This is a genomic window from Pseudomonas sp. NPDC087598 (genome assembly GCF_044743525.1).
Lineage (GTDB): Bacteria > Pseudomonadota > Gammaproteobacteria > Pseudomonadales > Pseudomonadaceae > Aquipseudomonas.
The window spans coordinates 131,724-150,964 of the sequence record NZ_JBIUWQ010000002.1; the positions used below are offsets into that span (position 1 = coordinate 131,724).

Below are 19,241 nucleotides of genomic sequence, written 5' to 3' on the forward strand. Positions count from 1 at the left end.
GTGCAAAAACAAGCCCGGCCAACCGGCGTCTTCGATAAGAAGAACGCCTGTTGGCCGGGCTTTTTTACATCGTCTCAGCGAGTGGACAACGCGTCGGCTAGTGCAGCAATAGTCGGGTTACGGAATATGAGCTTGATCGGTAATGCGATGCCGGACTTGCTCGTCAGTTGCGAAGCCAGACGCACCGCGAGTAACGAGTCACCACCCAACGCGAAGAAGTTGTCTTCAATTCCAACCTGATCAATGGCCAAGAGGCCTTGCCAAATGTCGCATAACAGTTTTTCGGTTTCAGTGCGCGGCGCCAGGTAAGCATCCTGGCGTTGAGCAGCGACAGTAGCAGCAGGTTTTCGCCGTGCCCCGCCCACCCAATGCTCCCGTTCGGTATCGCTCATGACGAAGATCTGCGATGCAGGTTGAGTGGATTGCACTTCAAGTGCCTCCACCAGACCTGCCAAAGCTGCTTGCATGTACCCGATCACCTGATGCACGTCGACCGAGGCATCGAGTTGCAAGTCCAGGACGAATTCCTCGCCATAGTCATCTATCGCCAGATAGAGCGGGTAGTTAGTGCGCTCCTGACCGGTAATCACCTCAAATGCAGAGTTCGCCTGGGAGTGACGGCAGTTGAGCAGCGCGTTAAACAGGGGCGTCTCCGTTGGCTGATTCGCACAACGTTGAGCCAATGCCAGCGAGGCATGCTCATGCAGTAGCAGATCCAGCAGCGACTGGTGGGTTTGCATGACCAACTGCGTTGCATTCAGGTCATTGACTCTGATGCGAACCGGCAGCGTATTGATGAACAGACCCAAGGTACTTTCCGCGCCAACGGTGCCTTGCAAGCGTCCTGACACTACGGATCCGAACACAACATCGTCGTGCCCGGTGGCCTTTGCCATGACCATTGCCCAGGCGGAATGAAACAAGGTTGGCGGGGTCACCTGCATGTCCCTCGCTATCTTGCGTAACCGAGTACTGACTTGCGGCGCGACAGGCACCCTGGTTTCCACAACATGGGAGCCGTCGCCACGGATATCGGTCAGATTGAACAACGCGGGAGGAGCGACAAAATCACCTAGCATTTGCCTGAAGAATGGTTGGGCATGATTCGCGTCCCGATGCGCAACATGGGCGATGAACTCGCGGTAAGGTGCGGGGGCCTGTAGGCGATGAGCCTGGCCATCACGGAACTGTTGAATTTCTCGCTGGATGATCTCCATACCGACATGGTCGAAGGTAATGTGGTGAACACGGATCAATACCAGGTAATCATCGACCTCGGCGCCAGGCGCTACATGTACGGTCAACAGCGGCGCTCGCGAGACATCCATCTGTTGGTTTTCGGGGGCACTGAGCGCCTTCATGTAATCCAGTACGTCCTGATCGTCACGCGGCTCGACGAAAATGACGGGGAGTTTCACCTGACGACAGACCACCTGTACCGGTGTCGGTAATCCCGACCATAGAAATGCAGTACGCAATACATCATGCCGATCCAGCAGAAACTGCAAAGCTTCAAGGAACGAGTCCAGCGTCGCTTTCCCTTTCAGCGTAAACAGCGTGGGAATGACATAGGGGTCAATTTCACGGTTAAACAGGTGCTGAAACAGAATCCCTTCCTGTAACGGACCCAGCGGGTAAACGTCCTGAATGTTTGCGGCGCCTCCCGGGATTTGCGCAACGATAGTGGCGACCTCCTCTTCATTGAGCTCAACCAGGGTCAACATCTCGGGACGTATTTGCGTGCAACTCTCGGGAATGAGATTGGCCGGTGCTTTGAAAACAGCTTCGGCTTCATCGCCAGACTGAGTGATCGATGCAGCGAGATCGGCTAATTTGGGCATGGTAAATATCTGTCGTGCCGTCATCGCAATGTTTTCACGTTGCAGACTCGCAATGACCTGCATGACAAGCAGTGAATGACCACCGAGCTCGAAGAAGTTGTCCGAGGTGCCGACACGCTCGACCTCCAGTACGCTTTCCCAGACCGCGCAGAGCGCTCTTTCCATCGGCGTTCGCGGTGCTACGTAGTTGTCTTGCAGTGAGGCCGCGTCAAAGGCAGGCAATGCCTTTCGATCCACTTTGCCGTTTGCCGAAAGGGGCAACCGGTCAAGCATTACGAAGGCCGACGGCACCATGTATTCGGGCAGTGTTTTTGCCAGGTGCCCGCGCAGCGAATCAGTCACGTCGAGGTCTTTATCGTCTACTGCGGGATCAGCCTCATGCAGCACGACATAAGCCACCAGGCGGCCCTCACCGTCAACTGTCTGCGCGATTGCAGTGACGGTATCCTTGACTCGCTCATGGGCGTTGAGGGCGTTATCGATCTCTTCAAGTTCAATGCGGAAACCGCGAACTTTGACTTGAAAATCCTTGCGCCCAAGGAACTCGATGTTGCCATCGAGTTGCAGGCGCCCCAAGTCGCCGGTTTTGTACATCCGCTCAGCACTCAGCGGATGAATAATAAAACTGCTCGTTGTTTTCAACTCATCGCGCCAGTAACCCAACGCGACCCCCGCGCCGCCTATGTAAATCTCCCCGGCAACACCGTAAGGCGCCGGCCGCAGGTCGCTGCCGAATACAAACATGGTCTGGTTGGTGAGCACCTTGCCATAAGGCACGCTCTTGCCAATTTTCGAGAAGTCATCAATCGGATAAATACTGCTAAAAATCGACGCTTCAGTATTTCCACCTAAATTGAATTGTTCTGCGCGAGGAAATTGAGCCGCAATACGCGCGGGCAAATCCGTCGGTATTCTGTCCCCCGCCATCATGATCACTCGCAACGAGTGGTTGATGCCGTCGCGCGGCCCCAACGATGTCAGTAGTTGCATGTAAGCAGGAACCGTATTCCAGATAGTCACGGATTGAGTTTCTAGATAACGATGCAGTGCCAGCGCATCCTTGCCTTCACTGTCCCTGGCAAGTACGACGGTCCCGCCCACCGATAGAAGCCCGAAGATATCGAATACCGAGAGATCGAAGTTCAGATTCGAGAGGCCCAGGACGCTGTCTTCCGCGCCGATCGCAAACCGCAAGCACAGATCATCGACCGTGTTGGCCGCACCTTTATGGGGAACCATCACCCCTTTCGGCACCCCGGTTGAACCTGAAGTAAACAGGACGTAAGCAATGTCCCCGACATCGGTGTGAGTTTCCAGCCGACCAGCAGGTTCAACTGCTGCACTACGCTCGAAATCACTGTCGATGGTAATGACGGCAAGCGTTGATTCCGCCAACAGGCTTTGCGCAAGTTGCGCAGTTGTCACAACCTGAGCGACTTCGGCCAACTCCAGAAGCAAATGGATGCGCTCAACCGGCAAATGAGCATCGATCGGCAAATAGGCGGCGCCCGATCGCAATATGCCGAGCACGGCGACTATCTGTTCCCAGCCTTTTTCCATGACGATCGCGATCGGCTTATTGGTTTGGCAGCCGCCCTCGATCAGGCGATGCGCAAGCTTCGCACTCAACAATCCGAGTGTTTGGTAAGTCAGCGACTTGTCTGACGTTGCAACGGCAATCTTGCTTCCCCGCAGTTTCACTTGCTCAAGGAAGCGCGCGTGCAACAGGCGCGGTTGAAGGTCCGCCTTGAGCGCGTTGCCGGTCGACCCTATCGCCACCAGTTCCGCATACTCCGACTCGTCGAGCATGTTGGCCTCGAGCACACTTGCCTCTGGCGCGCTCGTCAACGAGGCCAGCAGTACTTCAAAATGACGCGCCATACGCTCGATGGTTCCGGCGTCAAATAGATCGGTATTGTATTCCCAAGCGAGTGACATCCCGTCTGGCTGCTCAGTGACGTACAACGTCAAATCGTATTTCGCGATCACGCCCCTCTGTGCCAAGGGACTGATGCTGATACCCGGCAGCGCAAGCGCGCTGGTTTCATGGTTTTGCAACACCAGCATGATCTGGAACAGCGCCGCATGATTCATATGACGACCAGGCTGCAGGCGTTCGACCACCAACTCAAATGGCACTTGTTGATGTGCATAGGCATCGAGAAGAACGCCTTTACTCTGCTCCAGCATGTTTACAAACGACGGTGTGTCGCAGAGATTGCTGCGCAACACCAAAGTGTTGGCGAAGAACCCGATCAGGTCGGCAATTTCCGATTGTTCCCGATTGGCAATCGGTGTGCCGACAACGATATCGGTCTCATTGCTATAACGCGAAAGAAGTACCGAAAAAGCTGCATGCAGTCCCATGAACAACGTCGCGCCCTGCGCTTGGCACAAACGGCTCAACGCTTCACCCGTGTGCGCGCTGATCCGGGACCTGGTTGTGGTGCCGGCAAAACTCTGGACGCGTGGACGGGGGCGATCAAAGGCAACCCCGTGCGCAACCGGCAGGTTCGCCAGTTGTTTCTCCCAATAGTTGATCTGTTTCTCCAGAGTCTCGCCTTTAAGCCAGTTGCGCTGCCAATGCGCATAATCGGCGTACTGCACTTGCAACGGGGCCAACGGGTTCTGTTGACCCCGTGCAAAAGCGTCGTACAGCGAACAAAACTCTTTGATCAGAACCGATACCGACCAGCCGTCCGAGGCGATGTGATGCATTGTCACCAGCAGCACATACTCATCGTTCGCGAGCTTGACCAGTCGCGCGCGGATCATCAGGTCCTTACCGAGATCGAAGGCGCTTTCAGCTTCTGCGCGTGCAATCAGCTCAAGTCGATGTTGCTGATCCAGACTGTTCAGACTTGTCAGATCAGTGTTCTCGATGTCCACTCGCGCGGCAGGTTGAATGACTTGAAAAAGTTGCCCGTCGTCATCTGCGCCAAAGCAAGTGCGCAAGCTTTCGTGCCGCTCGACAATGGTATCGAAGGCCCGATTCAAGGCAGCGATATCTATCCTGCCCGATAACCGAAGCGCACTGGGCATGTTGTAATGCGAGCTACCACCATCGATTTTGTCCAGTACCCACAATCGCTGCTGGGTAAACGACGGCATCATCTGTTGCTTACGTTCAACTCGAAGCAGAGCCGGCGGCCGGATCCCTGGATCAAATGTTACAAGCGCTTGCGCCAAGGCAGAGGGGGTCTGGGCGGTGAAGATGGTCTTGATCGGCAAAGCGATGTTGAACGTCTTGGCAATTCGGGAGACCAGCCGGGTTGCCGTCAGGGAATGCCCGCCCAACTGGAAGAAGTTGTCGCTCACACCAACACGATCAATCTCCAGCAGACTTTGCCAGATTTCACAGAGCAAACGCTCCGTTTCATTTCGGGGAGCGATGTAATGTTGCTCAAGTGCGGCAAACGACGGCTGCGGCAACGCTTTGCGATCGACTTTCCCGCCAGGAGTAAGAGGCAGGCTCTCCAGCAGAACAAACGCAGAAGGCAGCATATAGTCAGGCAATGTCTTGCCCAGGTAACCGCGAAGATCCTCAGCAATCGAGGTTTCGCATACTGATACGTCGCGCTCATTGAGAACCACATAGCCCAGCAGTTGCTTATCGCCGGCAGGCGTTTCTCCCGCCACCACAACCGCATCTTTGACATTGGCGTGCGCACCGAGGTGTTTCTCTATTTCACCCAGTTCGATACGGAAGCCGCGTATTTTGACCTGATGATCTATTCGCCCCAGGTATTCCAGGTTTCCATCTGCCTGCCAGCGAGCCAGGTCGCCGGTTTTATACATAAGCTCACTGCTGGCGGGATGACCGGCTACATGGAAGGGATTGGCGATGAAGACTTTTTGAGTCTGCTCCGGATTTTGCCAATAACCCTTGCCGACACAAGCACCGGCGAGATGCAACTCACCTGCAACTCCGATTGGAACCGGTGAAAGATGTTGATCAAGGACGTAGACGCTGACATTGCTTATCGGTTTGCCGATTGGAATGCGCGTCGGCGCGATGTCCGGGATGCGATAGAAAACAACGCCGATCGACGTTTCCGTCGGGCCATAGGCATTGATCAGATCAATCGCCGGGTAGGCTTTCTTGAATTTTCTGGCGGCAGCGACGACCATCGCCTCGCCCCCCACAACCAGTGCCTTCAAAGTGCGCAACGGCGCATCCGGCCAGCCTGTGCTCTCCAGTTCTTCCACAAATGCCGCGTACAACGCAGGCGTGAAGTCCGTCACCGTCACCGCGTTACGCGCTATCGACTCTATGAGGCTGCCGATATCGAAGCGTTGTTCCAGCCCGGGAATGAAGCAACTTCCCCCACTCATCAACGGCCAGAAAAACTGCCATACGCTTGAGTCGAAGCAATGGTGCGTGGTCTGCAAGACGACTTCATCGCGCGCCTTGAAGAAGCGGTCCATGAAAGCCAGCCTGTTGACGATGCCTCGGTGCAAATTGACCGCGCCCTTGGGTTCGCCCGTCGAGCCTGAAGTGTGGATGATATAAATGGCTGAATCCGCAGCCAGGTGCAGATCCGGGTTGTCGGACTGCGTGCTCGGGCACGTCAGGTCCACCACATGGGTGTTCCACCCATCAGTGAGATCCCGGGAAACAGACCGGTCCACCATCACGACCGGTGCCGCTAATCTGGCCAGGACGGCTCTGATTCTTTCCTTCGGCCAGTCCACATCAATCGGCGCGAAAGCAGCACCAGACTTCATGATTGCCATGCAAGCCAGGGGCACCTCGATACCGGCGCTCATCAATACCGGAACAGCATCACCAGGACCTGCGCCCGCGGCGATAAGTGCATGTGCCAAAGTGTTGGCCCGGTCGTTGAACTCTTCGTAGCTAACGCTGCAACGGTCGTTGAAGAACGCTTTTCTGTGGGGATGTTTCGAGACTTCGGCTTCGAAAAGCTGATGGACCAGTTTTTCCTGAGGAAAGCTCATGGTCGTCCTGTTCCACTCGACCAGGACCTGATGCTGTTGCGCGTCGTTCAGCATCTCAGCGCTGAAGACGCTGGCCTGCGGCCGTTCCAGCATGCTGGTGAGCAACGTATTAAAATCCAGAGACATGCGTTCGATCGTTTCGCTGTCGAACAGATCGCTGTTGTATTCCCAGTCGAGCAGCAGCCCCTCCGCGCTTTCACACGCGCTGAGCGTCAGATCGTATTTAGCGATGACCTCGGGCTGTTCCAACAGACTCAGGTCCAGTCCAGGCAATTGCAGTGTGCTTTGCTCAACGTTTTTCAGCAGCAGCATGATCTGGAATAACGTGCCGTGCGCAAGGCTTCGCTGCGGTTGCAGGCGCTCGACAATTTTTTCGAACGGTACCTGCTGGTGAGCATAAGCCTGCAGCAACGTTTCCTTGCTTTGGTCGATCAAACGGGTGAAGGACGGTTGGCCGGACAAATCAGTGCGCAGCACTAACGTGTTCACAAAGAAACCGATCAGTCCGGCGATTTCAGCTTGTTCGCGGTTGGCAATCGGACTCCCGACGACGATGTCATGCTCATTGCTGTAGCGTGACAAAAATGCGCAAAAAGCTGCATGCAGCCCCATGAACAGCGTCGCGCCCTGCGAGCGGCACAACCTGGCAAGTTGTGCGCTCACGTCGTTATTGAGCCTTGTTCCATGCACTCGGCCGGCATAGCTTTGTGCGCTCGGTCGCGGCCGGTCAAAAGGTAAGCTGTGCGTGAGGGGCAGATCAGCCAACTGCGTTTGCCAGTAGCGCAGCTGATCCTCCAGTACATCGCCTTGCAACACGTTGCGTTGCCACAGTGAATAATCGGCGTACTGAATCGCCAAGGGTTGCAGCGGATTGTCCCGGCCTTGCGTGTAAGCGGTATACAGGGCGCTGAATTCGCGAATCAGGAGGGTTGTCGACCAGGCGTCCGACGCAATGTGGTGCATGGTCACGAGCAAGACATGCTCGGTATCCGCTCGCTTTATCACGGTAGAGCGCAGCATCAAATCTGACGTCAAATCGAACGGCCGCTCAGCCTCTTCTTTCATCCACCTGGCAATGAGTCGTTGCTGCTCGCTTTCTTCAAGAGACGAAACATCCTTGAGCGTCACCGAGAACTCAGGCGCTGGATGAATGACTTGATAGGGCTGGCTCTCATCGTGAACAGCAAAGCCTGTGCGCAGGGTTTGATGGCGCTCGACAATGGTCTGGAACGCACGGTCGATGGCTTCGAGATTCAGGGTTCCCGACAACCTTAATGCGCTCGGCATATTGTAGTGCGTACTGCCGTCATTGATCTGGTTCAACAACCACAACCGCTCCTGCGCGAACGACAGTGGGCTGGACGATGACTCCTCGCGTTTTGTGATGATCGGCAAAGGTTGTACGGGTGTCGCCTGCTGTGACTTTAGAAGGGCAATGATTTGTTGTTTGTTGTCGACTATCAGCTTTTTGATTTCTTCGTCCATCGCCCCTTTGGGTGCCATATAGGTCAGGCTGCCATCCTTCAGAGAAAGGCGAATCCCTTTTTTGGCCGCCAACGACATAACCCTATCAACCATCTCGAAACCACCTGTACTTGTTGAAGTATTTATTTAAGGTGTCAGCGAGTTATTCGCTTACCTGCGACAACTTCGGTATCCCTACACCTGCCGCTACCGCGACAGACAAACAAACAGCGCCCCGCGCTTATCACATACGGTGATGGGCAGGTCAGCACTGTGCAGTTGCAAATCTACTGTTGCGGGTTGGCCTGCCAAACCATGGTCTGCACGCTGATGTGCGGATGGCTTGCGAGCGGCTCAAACTCATCAATGAAGGCAAAGCCCTGACTCAGATAGAATTGAGCGGCGCGTTTATTGTCTGGAGAGACGTCTAGCACCACGCGATTGTGCCCGCGGTCGAGCGCGTGCGCTTTCACGCTTTCGACTAATCGCCGGGCGACTCCCGAGCCTCGGTATGGTGCTCTGATCCACATGCCGATCAGGTTGAACCGGCCGGTTTTGTCCACGCCGGCGCCAATCATTCCTACCGGGTCATTTCCATCCAGCGCCATCCAGAACCGGGGGTCACTTTGCGCTGACGCCAATTCCTTCCATCGCTCATCCGTGTAAGACGCAGCGGTTTCGTAACTGACGCCAAACGCTGTCGGCGCATCAAGCAGCGCCTCAAGCCGGACAGATTTCAAACTGGCCCAGTCCTCTCCATGGGTCTCACGAACTATCATGGTTCCTGGTTCCTTGTGTGGCTGCAGGAATGCCGGAATCCAACAAACGATACGAACCCGGCAACCTTGATTGATGTACCTACACGCCAAACCACAGATTCGTACAACGGAACCTGTCACTTGGGGTCGGCGATTAGAAATTGGCGATGCACATACGGCAGAGAATTCTGCGGCTATCGTCCTGAATGGGCGCGCGTGCATGCATGAATCGAGTGTTATCAAACATCAACAGATCTTGCGCCTGCCAATGATGGTGATAGGCGTGAAGATAGGCCAACGCATCGAGAACCCGGAAAATGTCTTCGAGTTCATCACCCGGCTCGGGCTTGATCACACTGAGCGCGGCGCCCTCGCGAAGACGTGTTTCAAGCAGCACCCGGTACAAAAGAACCCGGGTACAAAATGCCTTTTTACTCGACCATCGCGGTGTCCGCGCCATCGGCTCGGTGAAGTTGACCGTTATCATTCCGTCCTTGATATCGATCTCCAGCTTTTGCCCTTCTGCCAACGTGTTTTTCAGACCATTGGCGGTAGTTTCCACCTGCTCTGGCGGTACGCCCAGTAGCAGCGCGCCCATTTCCATCGGGAATGTCCAGGTGTGGCAGAACTCATGACGGGTCAAATAGTCTTGAATCAGTGCTTCGCTACTGGCAAATATTTCAATTCCATCTGTCAGTAGTGTTGCGCCGCCGCGCAGTGGCGGGCGCTCACAATATAGAAACAGAATATTAGGGCTGGTGGGCAAATGACAATCTTCGCTGTGCCAGCCAATGGGGCCTTTATGAAGATTGACCGTGGCAGTCAAACTGTCCCCACTCACATCCTCTCTGTCTCTGAATTTGGCATTCAATCGGGTGGCATACGTCTCTCGGTTTGGCACCATTCGCGCGGCAAATTCCAGGGTGAACTGCTCGAAGTCAGCAATGGAAACATCAAACCCGCGAAACAAGACAACCCCGCTTTCTTTCAATGCTTGTTTTACTGCGTCAGTGTCAAGATCAGCTAATCGGTCGGAATGCGCGCGAGCCTCAATTACAACGCCATAATCATCGCGCAGTGGTTTCATCATCATGATTCAGTTTCTCCAATCACATCAAATATCAAAAACGGCGCGAATTAAATGGCGTGAGCGCATAAGATCGCCCAGCATTCAGACCGATTAATAGTTACGAATAACCAGAGTTACTTCGTGCGAATCGCCTCAATAGCGTTAGCCGAGACGCCGTCAACGATAGTCCGATTGATCATTGGATGGAATTCATGCGTCGGGCCAAAATCGCTATCTGGATGATAGGCAATAACCGACATTTCACTCTCTGCGGTACGGAAACCATGATGGCCTTCCGCCGGGATGATAAATACTCGTCCAGGCACGAGATCGATGATTCCTTCTGGTGTAATGCACTCGCCTTTACCGCGGATGACCATCCCTACACGCATGGATGGGTGGGTATGCAGGGTCTGGTTGATACCCGTTGGGAAATACAAGAGATTCAGACAGCTGTCGCCCATCATCACGGGTGGAATCAGCAGGGAATCAGTGCAACCGTCAATATATTTCAGGCGTCCTTGGGCTTCGACCGGTCCGCCAATATTAAAAAACCCGTTGTATCCGATACGCGTGATGGCGATCCCGGAGCCTTCGCCATGCATTACGGTTTTTCCAGGCGCCGAAAAATACATTCCCTTGTGTACATTGAAGGTACCTGCCGCATGTTCTACGGTCACGGTGCCTTCGTAGACATATCCAAAATGCGTACCGTTGTCTGGCAAGTTCAGCCGATCATACGTGCAACCCCAAAGTTGGGTAGGGAACGTATCATCCGCCATGTCAGACAACAGGCCATGGGTCAATTCAAAGGGGATAAAACTTTCGGTGTTATTCTTCATCAGTGCCTTTCCTTTTGTGTAAAAACTGTATGTCTTCCGTTTATACAGGGGCGCCCACAAACGGATCATTACCACACAGGCGTTTTGCATAGCCGTTAAAACGCTGAGCCAGTTGACTGCGTTTAACTTTGCCTGTCGGTGTTGCTGGAATGGGTTCGTTTCCAAACACAATGACCCGTGGTCTGTATCGGGTGGAGCATCCCCGAACACTCTCCATTACCTTCCTTTCGTTTTCGTAAGTGTGTGGCATGTGCAGGTACAAGCCGATTTCTTCTCCTGCCATTTCATTGGCAAAACCCGTCACGGCAAACTTCCCGAACGCTCTCAGAGCATCCAGTTGAGCTTCAATCGCAAGGGGTGAGAAATTCTCTCCGTAGCGAATGATGATTTCCTTTTTGCGACCGGTGACATAGAAATACCGGCGACCATCAATCACATTGAAAAAGCCGAGGTCACCCGTTCGCAGATAGCCGTCACCCAGCGCCGCGTGTGTCGCGGGCTCATCATCCCAATACCCGAGCATCACTGTGTGGCCAGAAATGACAATCTCGCCCTCCTCCCCCTCTGAGGCTGCGTTGCCATCCGCCTTCAGAATGTCCATCTCGCAACCAAAAAGCGCAGGACCAATGCTGGGCACCGCCGACTCACGCAGAGCGCGCTGCAGATCGGTACTGGAGATATTCCAGGGCACGGTGGCAGCGAAGTTCACACACTCGCTCAAACCATAACCTTGGTGGATATCGATTCCGGTATTCGCCATGAACTCCTGCGCGACCGACTTGGGTAGCGGTGCTGCCGCGGAAACCACATAGTTGAGATCAGGCAATATCGACGCAGCGGGAGGAATGCTCGCCAAGACCCGAATCGTTTCCGGCACCAGCGAGATAACGTTCACGCGCTGTTCTCGGAGCACGGACCATATCGCCGCGCCCGGTAGCCCCGAACTCAGTACAACGTGGTTGCCCGCATAAAGCGAGGTCACCATCGAGAAGCCAAACGCGTTGGCATGAAAGAGCGGCAGGATGCACATATGCACCCGATGCTCTGAAAGATTGTGTGTTTTCGACAAACCCTGTGCGTTAACCAGAAGATTGTAATGACTCAGGCAGACACCCTTCGGCACGGAGGTGGTACCCGACGTGAACAGGATCACTGCGGGATCATCAGGTAGCACCTCGAGTACCGGCCACACGAACTGCGCCGTCTCGTCAACGTTCGGTACTTGCGGCAACAACGGCAAGGAACGTGTCACGACACCCTGCACCTCCCTCAGTTCGCAGGCCACATCACGGCCGCTTGCCAGCAGGCACGGTCGCACCTTGTCGACAATCAACTGAAGCACACGCAATGATTCGGCGTTGCTGACAGGCACGGTCACGGCACCGATCGACATCAATGCAAGATGCGCTGCGTAAACTTCCGGTGCGTTGCTGGAGAGCATGACCACGCGCTCGCCACGCGTGACACCTTGTTGAACAAACCAGAACGCCATCGCCCGTATGTGTCGCAGCAAGTCCCCGTAGGAGTAATGCCGACGCAGTTCATCGCCCTCATACCAGGTGAGTGCAGGCATGGCCTCGGCGTCGGCCTGATAACCGTTCAGAACTTGGGGTAACGTCGTGCGCTCAATCAAGCGCTCGGTCGGAGCACTCCCCAAATACTGGCGAGCTGTGGCGTGCAATGCTGCCGAAGGGACCGCCGATCGTGTTGCTTCCATTCGATGTTGCCTCCAAAAAAACCATACCGGACTGCCGTCAGGCCGCGTGAAGCTAGAGCGTGCCTGACTCGTCGTCGAAACTGCCTTCTGTCATTTCTTCAAGGCATCCTTGCGCCTGTTCCACAAGCGGAACGAAGGTCTGCAGGGTGCCGGCTTCGAACAGCTTGCGTAGCGGCAGCTCGACGCCGAAGGCCTGACGCATACGAGCGAGCATGACCGTCGCCAACAACGAATGCCCTCCCAGATCAAAGAAGTTGTCCGTCATGCCGACGCGTTCGACACCAAGCACCTCGGCCCAAAGCGCCGCCATCTCCTGCTCCAGCGGTGTCTGCGCGGCGATATGGGTGTCGCCAGTGCGTGCCGGCGCTATCAGGCGCAAGGCATTCCAGTTGATACCGCTTGTCTGCGTTTGAGGTAATTGCTCCAACAGGGTCACGGCGGTCGGAACCTGGAGGGGGGTGAGCATCGCACTCAGCGACTCACGCCAATCAGCCTCGAACGTGATGGCTGAAGCCCCTGGGTGCAAAGCGACATAGCCCTCAAGCTGGAGCTGGCCTGTTGCATCCTCACGCGGCATGACCGCCGCTTCCTTGACCATTGCATGTGCCTTGAGCGCGCCCTCGACCTGCCATAGATCAATCTGACATCCACCGATCCAGACATGCTGCGCTCGGCCTATCCACTCCAGATCACCTTCCGATCGCCAGCGAGCGCGTACTCCCGTGCGATACAAGCGCGCCCCCGCGGTGAAAGGCAACGTTATGAAATCTTCCTCGGAATGAGATTTGTCCCAGTCCCCCTCGGTCCACGAAGATGCGTCGACATACAAGTCGCCTGCGACATGGGGCGGGACCAACGCAAGGCGCTGATCAAGAATGTAGGCGCGAACGCCGGGGAACGTGCGGCCCGGCACAGGCAGTTGAGCGGCTGACACAGGCAACGGAGCCTCCCAGATCACGCCGTAAAACATGGCATCCGAGCGATGCCACTGGACGCGAGCATCCAGGGCCAGCCGCGCTCCCATTACCAGAGGCATCAGCAAATCATCGGCGCGTGGCGAGAACCCGCGTGCATGATCTTGCAGTCCCTGCTCCTGTTGCGCCATGGCCATCAGTTGTTGCGAAAGCCCACGATGGCTCATCGGTATCAGCTTTCGAAGGCCTTGCGCATTCCACACACTGAACAGACAGGAGACGTCGTCGAGGTCTTGCTCCGCATCGAGTGGCGCGTGGCCAAGAGCCGCTGTCGCTGCCGACAACTGATCGAGGTCCAGCGCCGCACAGTCGTTGCACTCCAAGGCTGCCACCCGCTCCGCTGCACCGACGACCAGCATCGCACCACTCTCAACCAGCAGGTTGCGCAGGTAGACATCAGCGTGGTTCGGATCGAGCGACAGGCAAACTCCACCCGCTTTCAAAATACCCAGTAGCACGGCGGGTGTGTCAGGTAGCCGCTCCATGACTAAACCCACGGGGGAGCCGGGCCTTACGCCGTTCATCTGCAAGTGGCGGGCGAGTTGGTCGGACCACACATCCAACGCCTCATAACTCATGGTTTCACCCGCAAACTGCAGCGCCGTGGCTGTCGGTGTGCGAGCCGCCTGTGCGCTGAACATCTGCGGCGCGGTCAGAGGCCGGGAAGCTGCTGGTGAATTGTTCCACTCGTCCAGGATCAGACGGCGGTCTGAATCACCCAGCAGCGAGAATTCGCACAATGGGCGATCTGGCGCCGACACGGCCTGTTCCAGTACCCCGCGCAAGTGTGCGCAGAACCGCTCCATGGTGGCCGCGTCAAAGAGATCCGTCGCGTACTCCAGGAAGCAAGTGACACTGTCTGCATCCTCGCGAATACGCAGCATCATTTCGAAACGTGCGCTCACCTCGCCAGCCGAAAAAGACTCTACGTCCACGCCTGGAAGCTGCAATGTTTCCGGTCGATCATCGGACGGGATCGAGTTGATCATGACCTGGAAAACCGGCGGGCGAGACAAGTCGCGCGGCGGATTGATCTCTTCGACCAATCGTTCGAACGGCAGGTCTTGATGACTCTGAGCCTGAAGGGTGGTTTCCTTCGCACGCGCCAGCAACTGCCGCAAGCTGGGTGATCCCGATACATCGGTGCGCAACACCAGAATGTTGACGAAGAGCCCGATCAGCCCCTCGGTGTGTCGACTGGTACGTCCGGCCACAGGCGTGCCGAGGACGATATCGTCCTGGTCGCTCCAGCGTGAAAGGACATACTGAAAGCCTGCCAGCAACAGCATGAAAAGCGTTGCATTTTCCGCGTGTGCCAACGTGACCAGGCGTTCGGTCAGCGACGAGGGCAAGACAAAATGCAGCTTCGCACCGCGAAAGCTTTGTACAGGCGGGCGAGGTCGGTCCAGCGGTAGCGACAAGCTGGTGGGCATGCCACTCAGCCTGGCTTTCCAGTACTTGACCTGCTGCTCAAGAGCCTCGCCTTGTAACCAGTTGCGCTGCCAAAGCACATAGTCGGCATATTGCACCGGCAATTCAGGTAATGGCGAAGGCTTGCCTTGGGTAAAGGCGGTATACAGCGCGCCCAGTTCGCGAACCAGAATGCCCAGCGACCAGCCATCCGAGACGATATGGTGCATGACCACCGTGGCAACATGTTCCTCAGGGGCCAGGCGCAACAGCGTCACTCGAAACAGTGAACCTGCTGCCAGATCGAAGCTCTTCTGCGCGATGTCGTAGACGACACGGGCCGCCTCGTCCGAACGGATGTCAGATGGCAGATCCGACAGGTCCAGGCGCTCAAGCGCAAAACGCCCCGGTGGATCGATGAATTGCTGGATCGAGTCATCATCTGCCTCGATTCGGCTGCGCAGCGGCTCATGCCGACGAACGATTTCCGTGACGCTGCGTTCGAATGCCTGATCGTCGAACGGACCAGAAAAACGCAGCGCACCTGAAATATTGTAGGCAGAGCCCATCGCTTCAATATGCTCAAGCAGCCACAAGCGTTCCTGGGCATACGACAACGGCAGGCGTGATGGGCGTTTCTGGACATCCAGTACCGGCATCACCGGACCACGGCCATCCTGTCGGGTGGCATCTACCACGGCCGCCAGTTCGCTCAAGCGCAAGTGCTCGAAAAGCACCCTCAGGGGCAAATCGATACCGAATGCTTCGCGTACACGCGCCGCCACTTGAGTTGTCAGCAAAGAGTGCCCGCCCAACTCGAAGAAATCGTCATCGCGCCCAATGCCGTCGCGCTTGAGGACGTCGCACCAAATACCTGCCAGAGTCACTTGCGTGGTCGTTTCGGGGGCGACGTATTCGGCTACGCCTTGCAATAGATCGGGTCCGGGCAAGGCTTTTCGGTCGACCTTGCCGTTGGCGGTCAATGGCAGGCCTGGCAGTTCCACGAAATGCCTGGGCACCATGAAATCAGGCAGAAAACGCAGCAACTGCTCACGCATCCGGGCGCGATCAGGCACGGATGCACCGGTCTCGGCGACCAGATAACCCACCAGTTGCCTGTCACCGGGACGGTCCTCCCTGGCCAGCACCACCGCTTGCCGAATCCCGGGTACAGCAGTAATCGCCGCCGCGATCTCGTCGAGCTCTATGCGATAACCGCGAATCTTGACCTGATGATCGATGCGTCCCAGATACTCGATATTGCCGTCCGGAAAGAAGCGGGCCAGGTCGCCGGACTTGTACATGCGGGCGTCCGGCAGATCACTGAACGGATCCGGGATGAACTTTTCGGCGGTGAGCTCGGGTCGGTTGAGATAGCCTCGGGCTAACCCGGCGCCCCCGATGTGCAACTCCCCTGTCACACCGACCGGCACAGGGTTCAGATTGCCATCGAGCAGATACAACCGGGCATTGCCTAACAAGTGGCCCAGCACCGGAACATCGCCCGCGGCCTGAATGTCGCAGATCAAGGTGTCGACCGTTGCCTCGGTCGGTCCATACATATTGTAAAACTGCTGCCCGTCGAGGCTTTTCAGCGTTTTCCACATACGGGGGTCAATCGCATCCCCACCGATCAGGAAGTTCTTCGCCAAATGCACACCATGGTCTGTCGGCAATAGCAACGGCAGCTGTGCCGGCGTGCAATCGAGGACATCAAGCTGCCAGGGGCCGAGCGTCGACGCCAACATTTGCGGGTCATGACGGATCTGTTCGGGTATCAGGTACAACGTGGCGCCTTTGAGCAATAACAGCCATTGCTGAACCGAAGCATCGAACGAAATTGACGCGTTGACGCCAACCCGTACCGGCTTGCCGTGGCAGATCTTCTTGTAGATCCGCTCCATCAGCCCGTCCAGCAAGTTGAGCGCCGATTGATGAGTGATGCAGGTCCCTTTGGGCCGCCCCGTAGAGCCCGAAGTGAAGATCACATAAGCGAGGTTGCCGGGCTCTACCGCATGCTCGGGATTAGCGATGCTCAAGTTCGCCAACTGTGCCCATTGCGTGTCGAGGCAAAATGTCTTGATCTGGTCGGCATAGGCGCCAAGAAGCGGCTTGAGGCGTTCCTGGGTGAGCAACACGGTCGGTTTGGCATCGTCGATCATGAACGCCAGTCGATCCTGCGGATAGCCCGGATCCAGCGGTACGTAGGCGCCACCCGCCTTCAAAATAGCCATCAACCCGATGATCAGATCAAGACCGCGGGTGGCACACAGGCCTACCAGCGAATCCGGTCCGACCCCTTGAGCCCGCAAGTAGTGCGCGAGCTGGTTGGCCTGCGCATTGAGCTGCGCATAGCCCAGTTGCCGATTCTCAAACATCAGGGCCGGCGCATCGGGGGTGCGAGCAACCTGAGCCTCGAACATCTGCGCAAGGGTACTGCGGGGCAGCTCGACCGCCGTGTCGTTCCAGTCCACCAGCAGTTGACGGCGCTCTGATGGCTGCAGAATGTCGAGAGTGCCAACGTCGGCCTCAGGGTCAGCGACAATCAGATTCAGCAGGCGATTGAAATGCCCTGCCATACGTTCGATCGTGCTGGCATCGTACAGGTCGGGATCATATTTGAAATCGCAACGCAGGCCGTATTCCGTTTCGAGTGTTTCCAGCGCCAACGACGCATAGGCGCCGATACCCGATTGGTGGGCCGGAAAACTCTCGACGGCGAATCCGCCCCAGGAAATCACATTGCCGCTGCCGCCGATCAGACTCGCCAGTGCTCGGCCCTGGCGTACGTTCTGAAAAGTAAATGTCGTCTGGTACAGCTGTTCGTCAGGCGAGGCGCCGTTTGGCTGCAAGCGTTCGACCAGTCTGGAGAATGGATAGTCCTGGTGGGTGAGGCCGCGCATGGCGGTGCGCCTGACACTCTTGAGTAGTTGAGCGAGGCTGGCCCCCTCCTCTACCCGGATTCGCAAGGCGATCAGATTGACGAAATCTCCTACAACCTTGTCCCATGCTGCATCGGTCCGGCCGGGCATCGGCACTGCGACGATGATGTCGTCCTGGCCGCTATGACGATGCAGCAATGTGGCGTAGGCCGCCAGCAAGGTGGAAAACAGTGTACTGGAATGTGCCGCCGAAACTGCGCGCAGCTTTTCCGTCAACGCGCTCGACAGTACCTTACTGTGCGTGTGCTGACGTCGTAATGCATGAGGCGACTGCGGGCGGTCGGTGTGCAACTGCAAGACCGGCAGCGGGCCTTCCAGTTGTTGCTGCCAATAACGCCATTGCGCCTCGCTCTTCTCGCTTTGCAGCCAGCTCTGCTCCCACTCGACGAAATCACGGTAGGTCTTGCCCTCGGGCATCTTCGAAACGGGAGGCGATACACCCTGCACGAGCGCACCTAACTCGTCGATGAGCTGCCAGTAGGACCATCCGTCCCCTGCGATGTGGTCAAAGCACAGGGCGAGAATGGATTCCTCGGCACTGATCCGATACAGCGTGGCGCGAATCAACGCCGGACGCGCCAGATCGAATGGCCGGGTGAAGTCATCGGCAACCTGCTGCGCAAGGTCTGCCATGTATTGCAAGCCGACCGTCTGTTCGGTGACATCCACCGGCGCATGTCCGAGCACACATTGCTGCGCAACCCCGTCCAGCTCCCGATAACGGGTTCTCAGGGAAGGATGGCGAGCAACCAGCCGCGCCATCGCGGCGGCCAGCACCTCTAGCCCGAGCGTGCCGAGGATGCGGACCGAGAAACCATTGTTATGACGCCCTTGCAGCTCCGGGTCCATGCGGTACTGGAACCAGCGACTGCGCTGAGCGTGCGAGAGAGGAAACCAGACTTCTTGGGAAACAGGATGATTCACCGTGCACGCTCTGAGACAGGCGTCGTTGAATCCTGACCGTTGAGTTGCGCCTCGAGGAAGGTAACTAATTGCGTGAGCGTCGGATAGTCAAACACACTTTCAATGTCGATTTCGATATCGGTCAAGTCGTGAACCTTACGAGCAAACCGCAAGCCGATCAGAGAATCAACACCCAACTCATCAAACTTTGCCGTGGGTGATAGTTGCGTGGAATCGATACCCAATAGCGTAGCCAGCTCAACCCTCAGGCGAGATTCAAGGTCTTTCATGACAATCCTTGTTTTTATTTAATGCAACCAATAGCTCGGCGTCCGATACGGACTGCGTGAAACCTGGAAAAG

At 56.3% G+C, this 19,241-nt stretch carries 7 protein-coding genes; all 7 read right to left on the reverse strand.

Annotated features, from left to right (window positions below; all coding sequences use genetic code 11):
- Nucleotides 1-74: 74 nt before the first annotated feature.
- Nucleotides 75-8,363: an amino acid adenylation domain-containing protein gene (locus ACIOWE_RS02080; protein WP_401386751.1), complete on the reverse strand. Its 8,289-nt coding sequence runs from the start codon at nt 8,361-8,363 to the stop codon at nt 75-77.
- Nucleotides 8,364-8,551: 188 nt separating this feature from the next.
- Nucleotides 8,552-9,043 carry a GNAT family N-acetyltransferase gene (locus ACIOWE_RS02085; RefSeq protein WP_401386754.1) on the reverse strand — a complete coding sequence of 164 codons (492 nt, stop codon included), beginning with the start codon at nt 9,041-9,043 and terminating at the stop codon, nt 8,552-8,554.
- Nucleotides 9,044-9,176: 133 nt separating this feature from the next.
- A complete protein-coding gene (locus ACIOWE_RS02090) occupies nt 9,177-10,115 on the reverse strand; it encodes a TauD/TfdA family dioxygenase (RefSeq protein WP_401386757.1) in 939 nt (312 codons plus the stop codon).
- Nucleotides 10,116-10,225: 110 nt separating this feature from the next.
- Nucleotides 10,226-10,933, reverse strand: coding sequence for a cupin domain-containing protein (locus tag ACIOWE_RS02095; protein WP_401386760.1), 708 nt, complete (start codon nt 10,931-10,933; stop codon nt 10,226-10,228).
- Nucleotides 10,934-10,973: 40 nt separating this feature from the next.
- Nucleotides 10,974-12,650, reverse strand: coding sequence for a class I adenylate-forming enzyme family protein (locus ACIOWE_RS02100; RefSeq protein WP_401386763.1), 1,677 nt, complete (start codon nt 12,648-12,650; stop codon nt 10,974-10,976).
- Nucleotides 12,651-12,702: 52 nt separating this feature from the next.
- The gene (locus tag ACIOWE_RS02105) at nt 12,703-18,900 is read right to left on the reverse strand and encodes an amino acid adenylation domain-containing protein (protein WP_401386766.1); all 6,198 of its coding nucleotides are present in this window, start codon (nt 18,898-18,900) and stop codon (nt 12,703-12,705) included.
- Entirely contained in the window at nt 18,897-19,169 is a 273-nt protein-coding gene (locus ACIOWE_RS02110; RefSeq protein WP_401386768.1) for an acyl carrier protein, read from the reverse strand. The genes ACIOWE_RS02105 and ACIOWE_RS02110 overlap by 4 nt, the downstream gene beginning before the upstream one ends.
- Nucleotides 19,170-19,241 lie beyond the last annotated feature (72 nt).

Bases quoted from the DNA above. Each gene is read 5' to 3' on its own strand.
- ACIOWE_RS02080 (WP_401386751.1), bottom strand. From the start codon at position 8,363: ATGTCGTTGGCGGCCAAAAAAGGGATTCGCCTTTCTCTGAAGGATGGC.
- ACIOWE_RS02085 (WP_401386754.1), bottom strand. From the start codon at position 9,043: ATGATAGTTCGTGAGACCCATGGAGAGGACTGGGCCAGTTTGAAATCT.
- ACIOWE_RS02090 (WP_401386757.1), bottom strand. From the start codon at position 10,115: ATGATGATGAAACCACTGCGCGATGATTATGGCGTTGTAATTGAGGCT.
- ACIOWE_RS02095 (WP_401386760.1), bottom strand. From the start codon at position 10,933: ATGAAGAATAACACCGAAAGTTTTATCCCCTTTGAATTGACCCATGGC.
- ACIOWE_RS02100 (WP_401386763.1), bottom strand. From the start codon at position 12,650: ATGGAAGCAACACGATCGGCGGTCCCTTCGGCAGCATTGCACGCCACA.
- ACIOWE_RS02110 (WP_401386768.1), bottom strand. From the start codon at position 19,169: ATGAAAGACCTTGAATCTCGCCTGAGGGTTGAGCTGGCTACGCTATTG.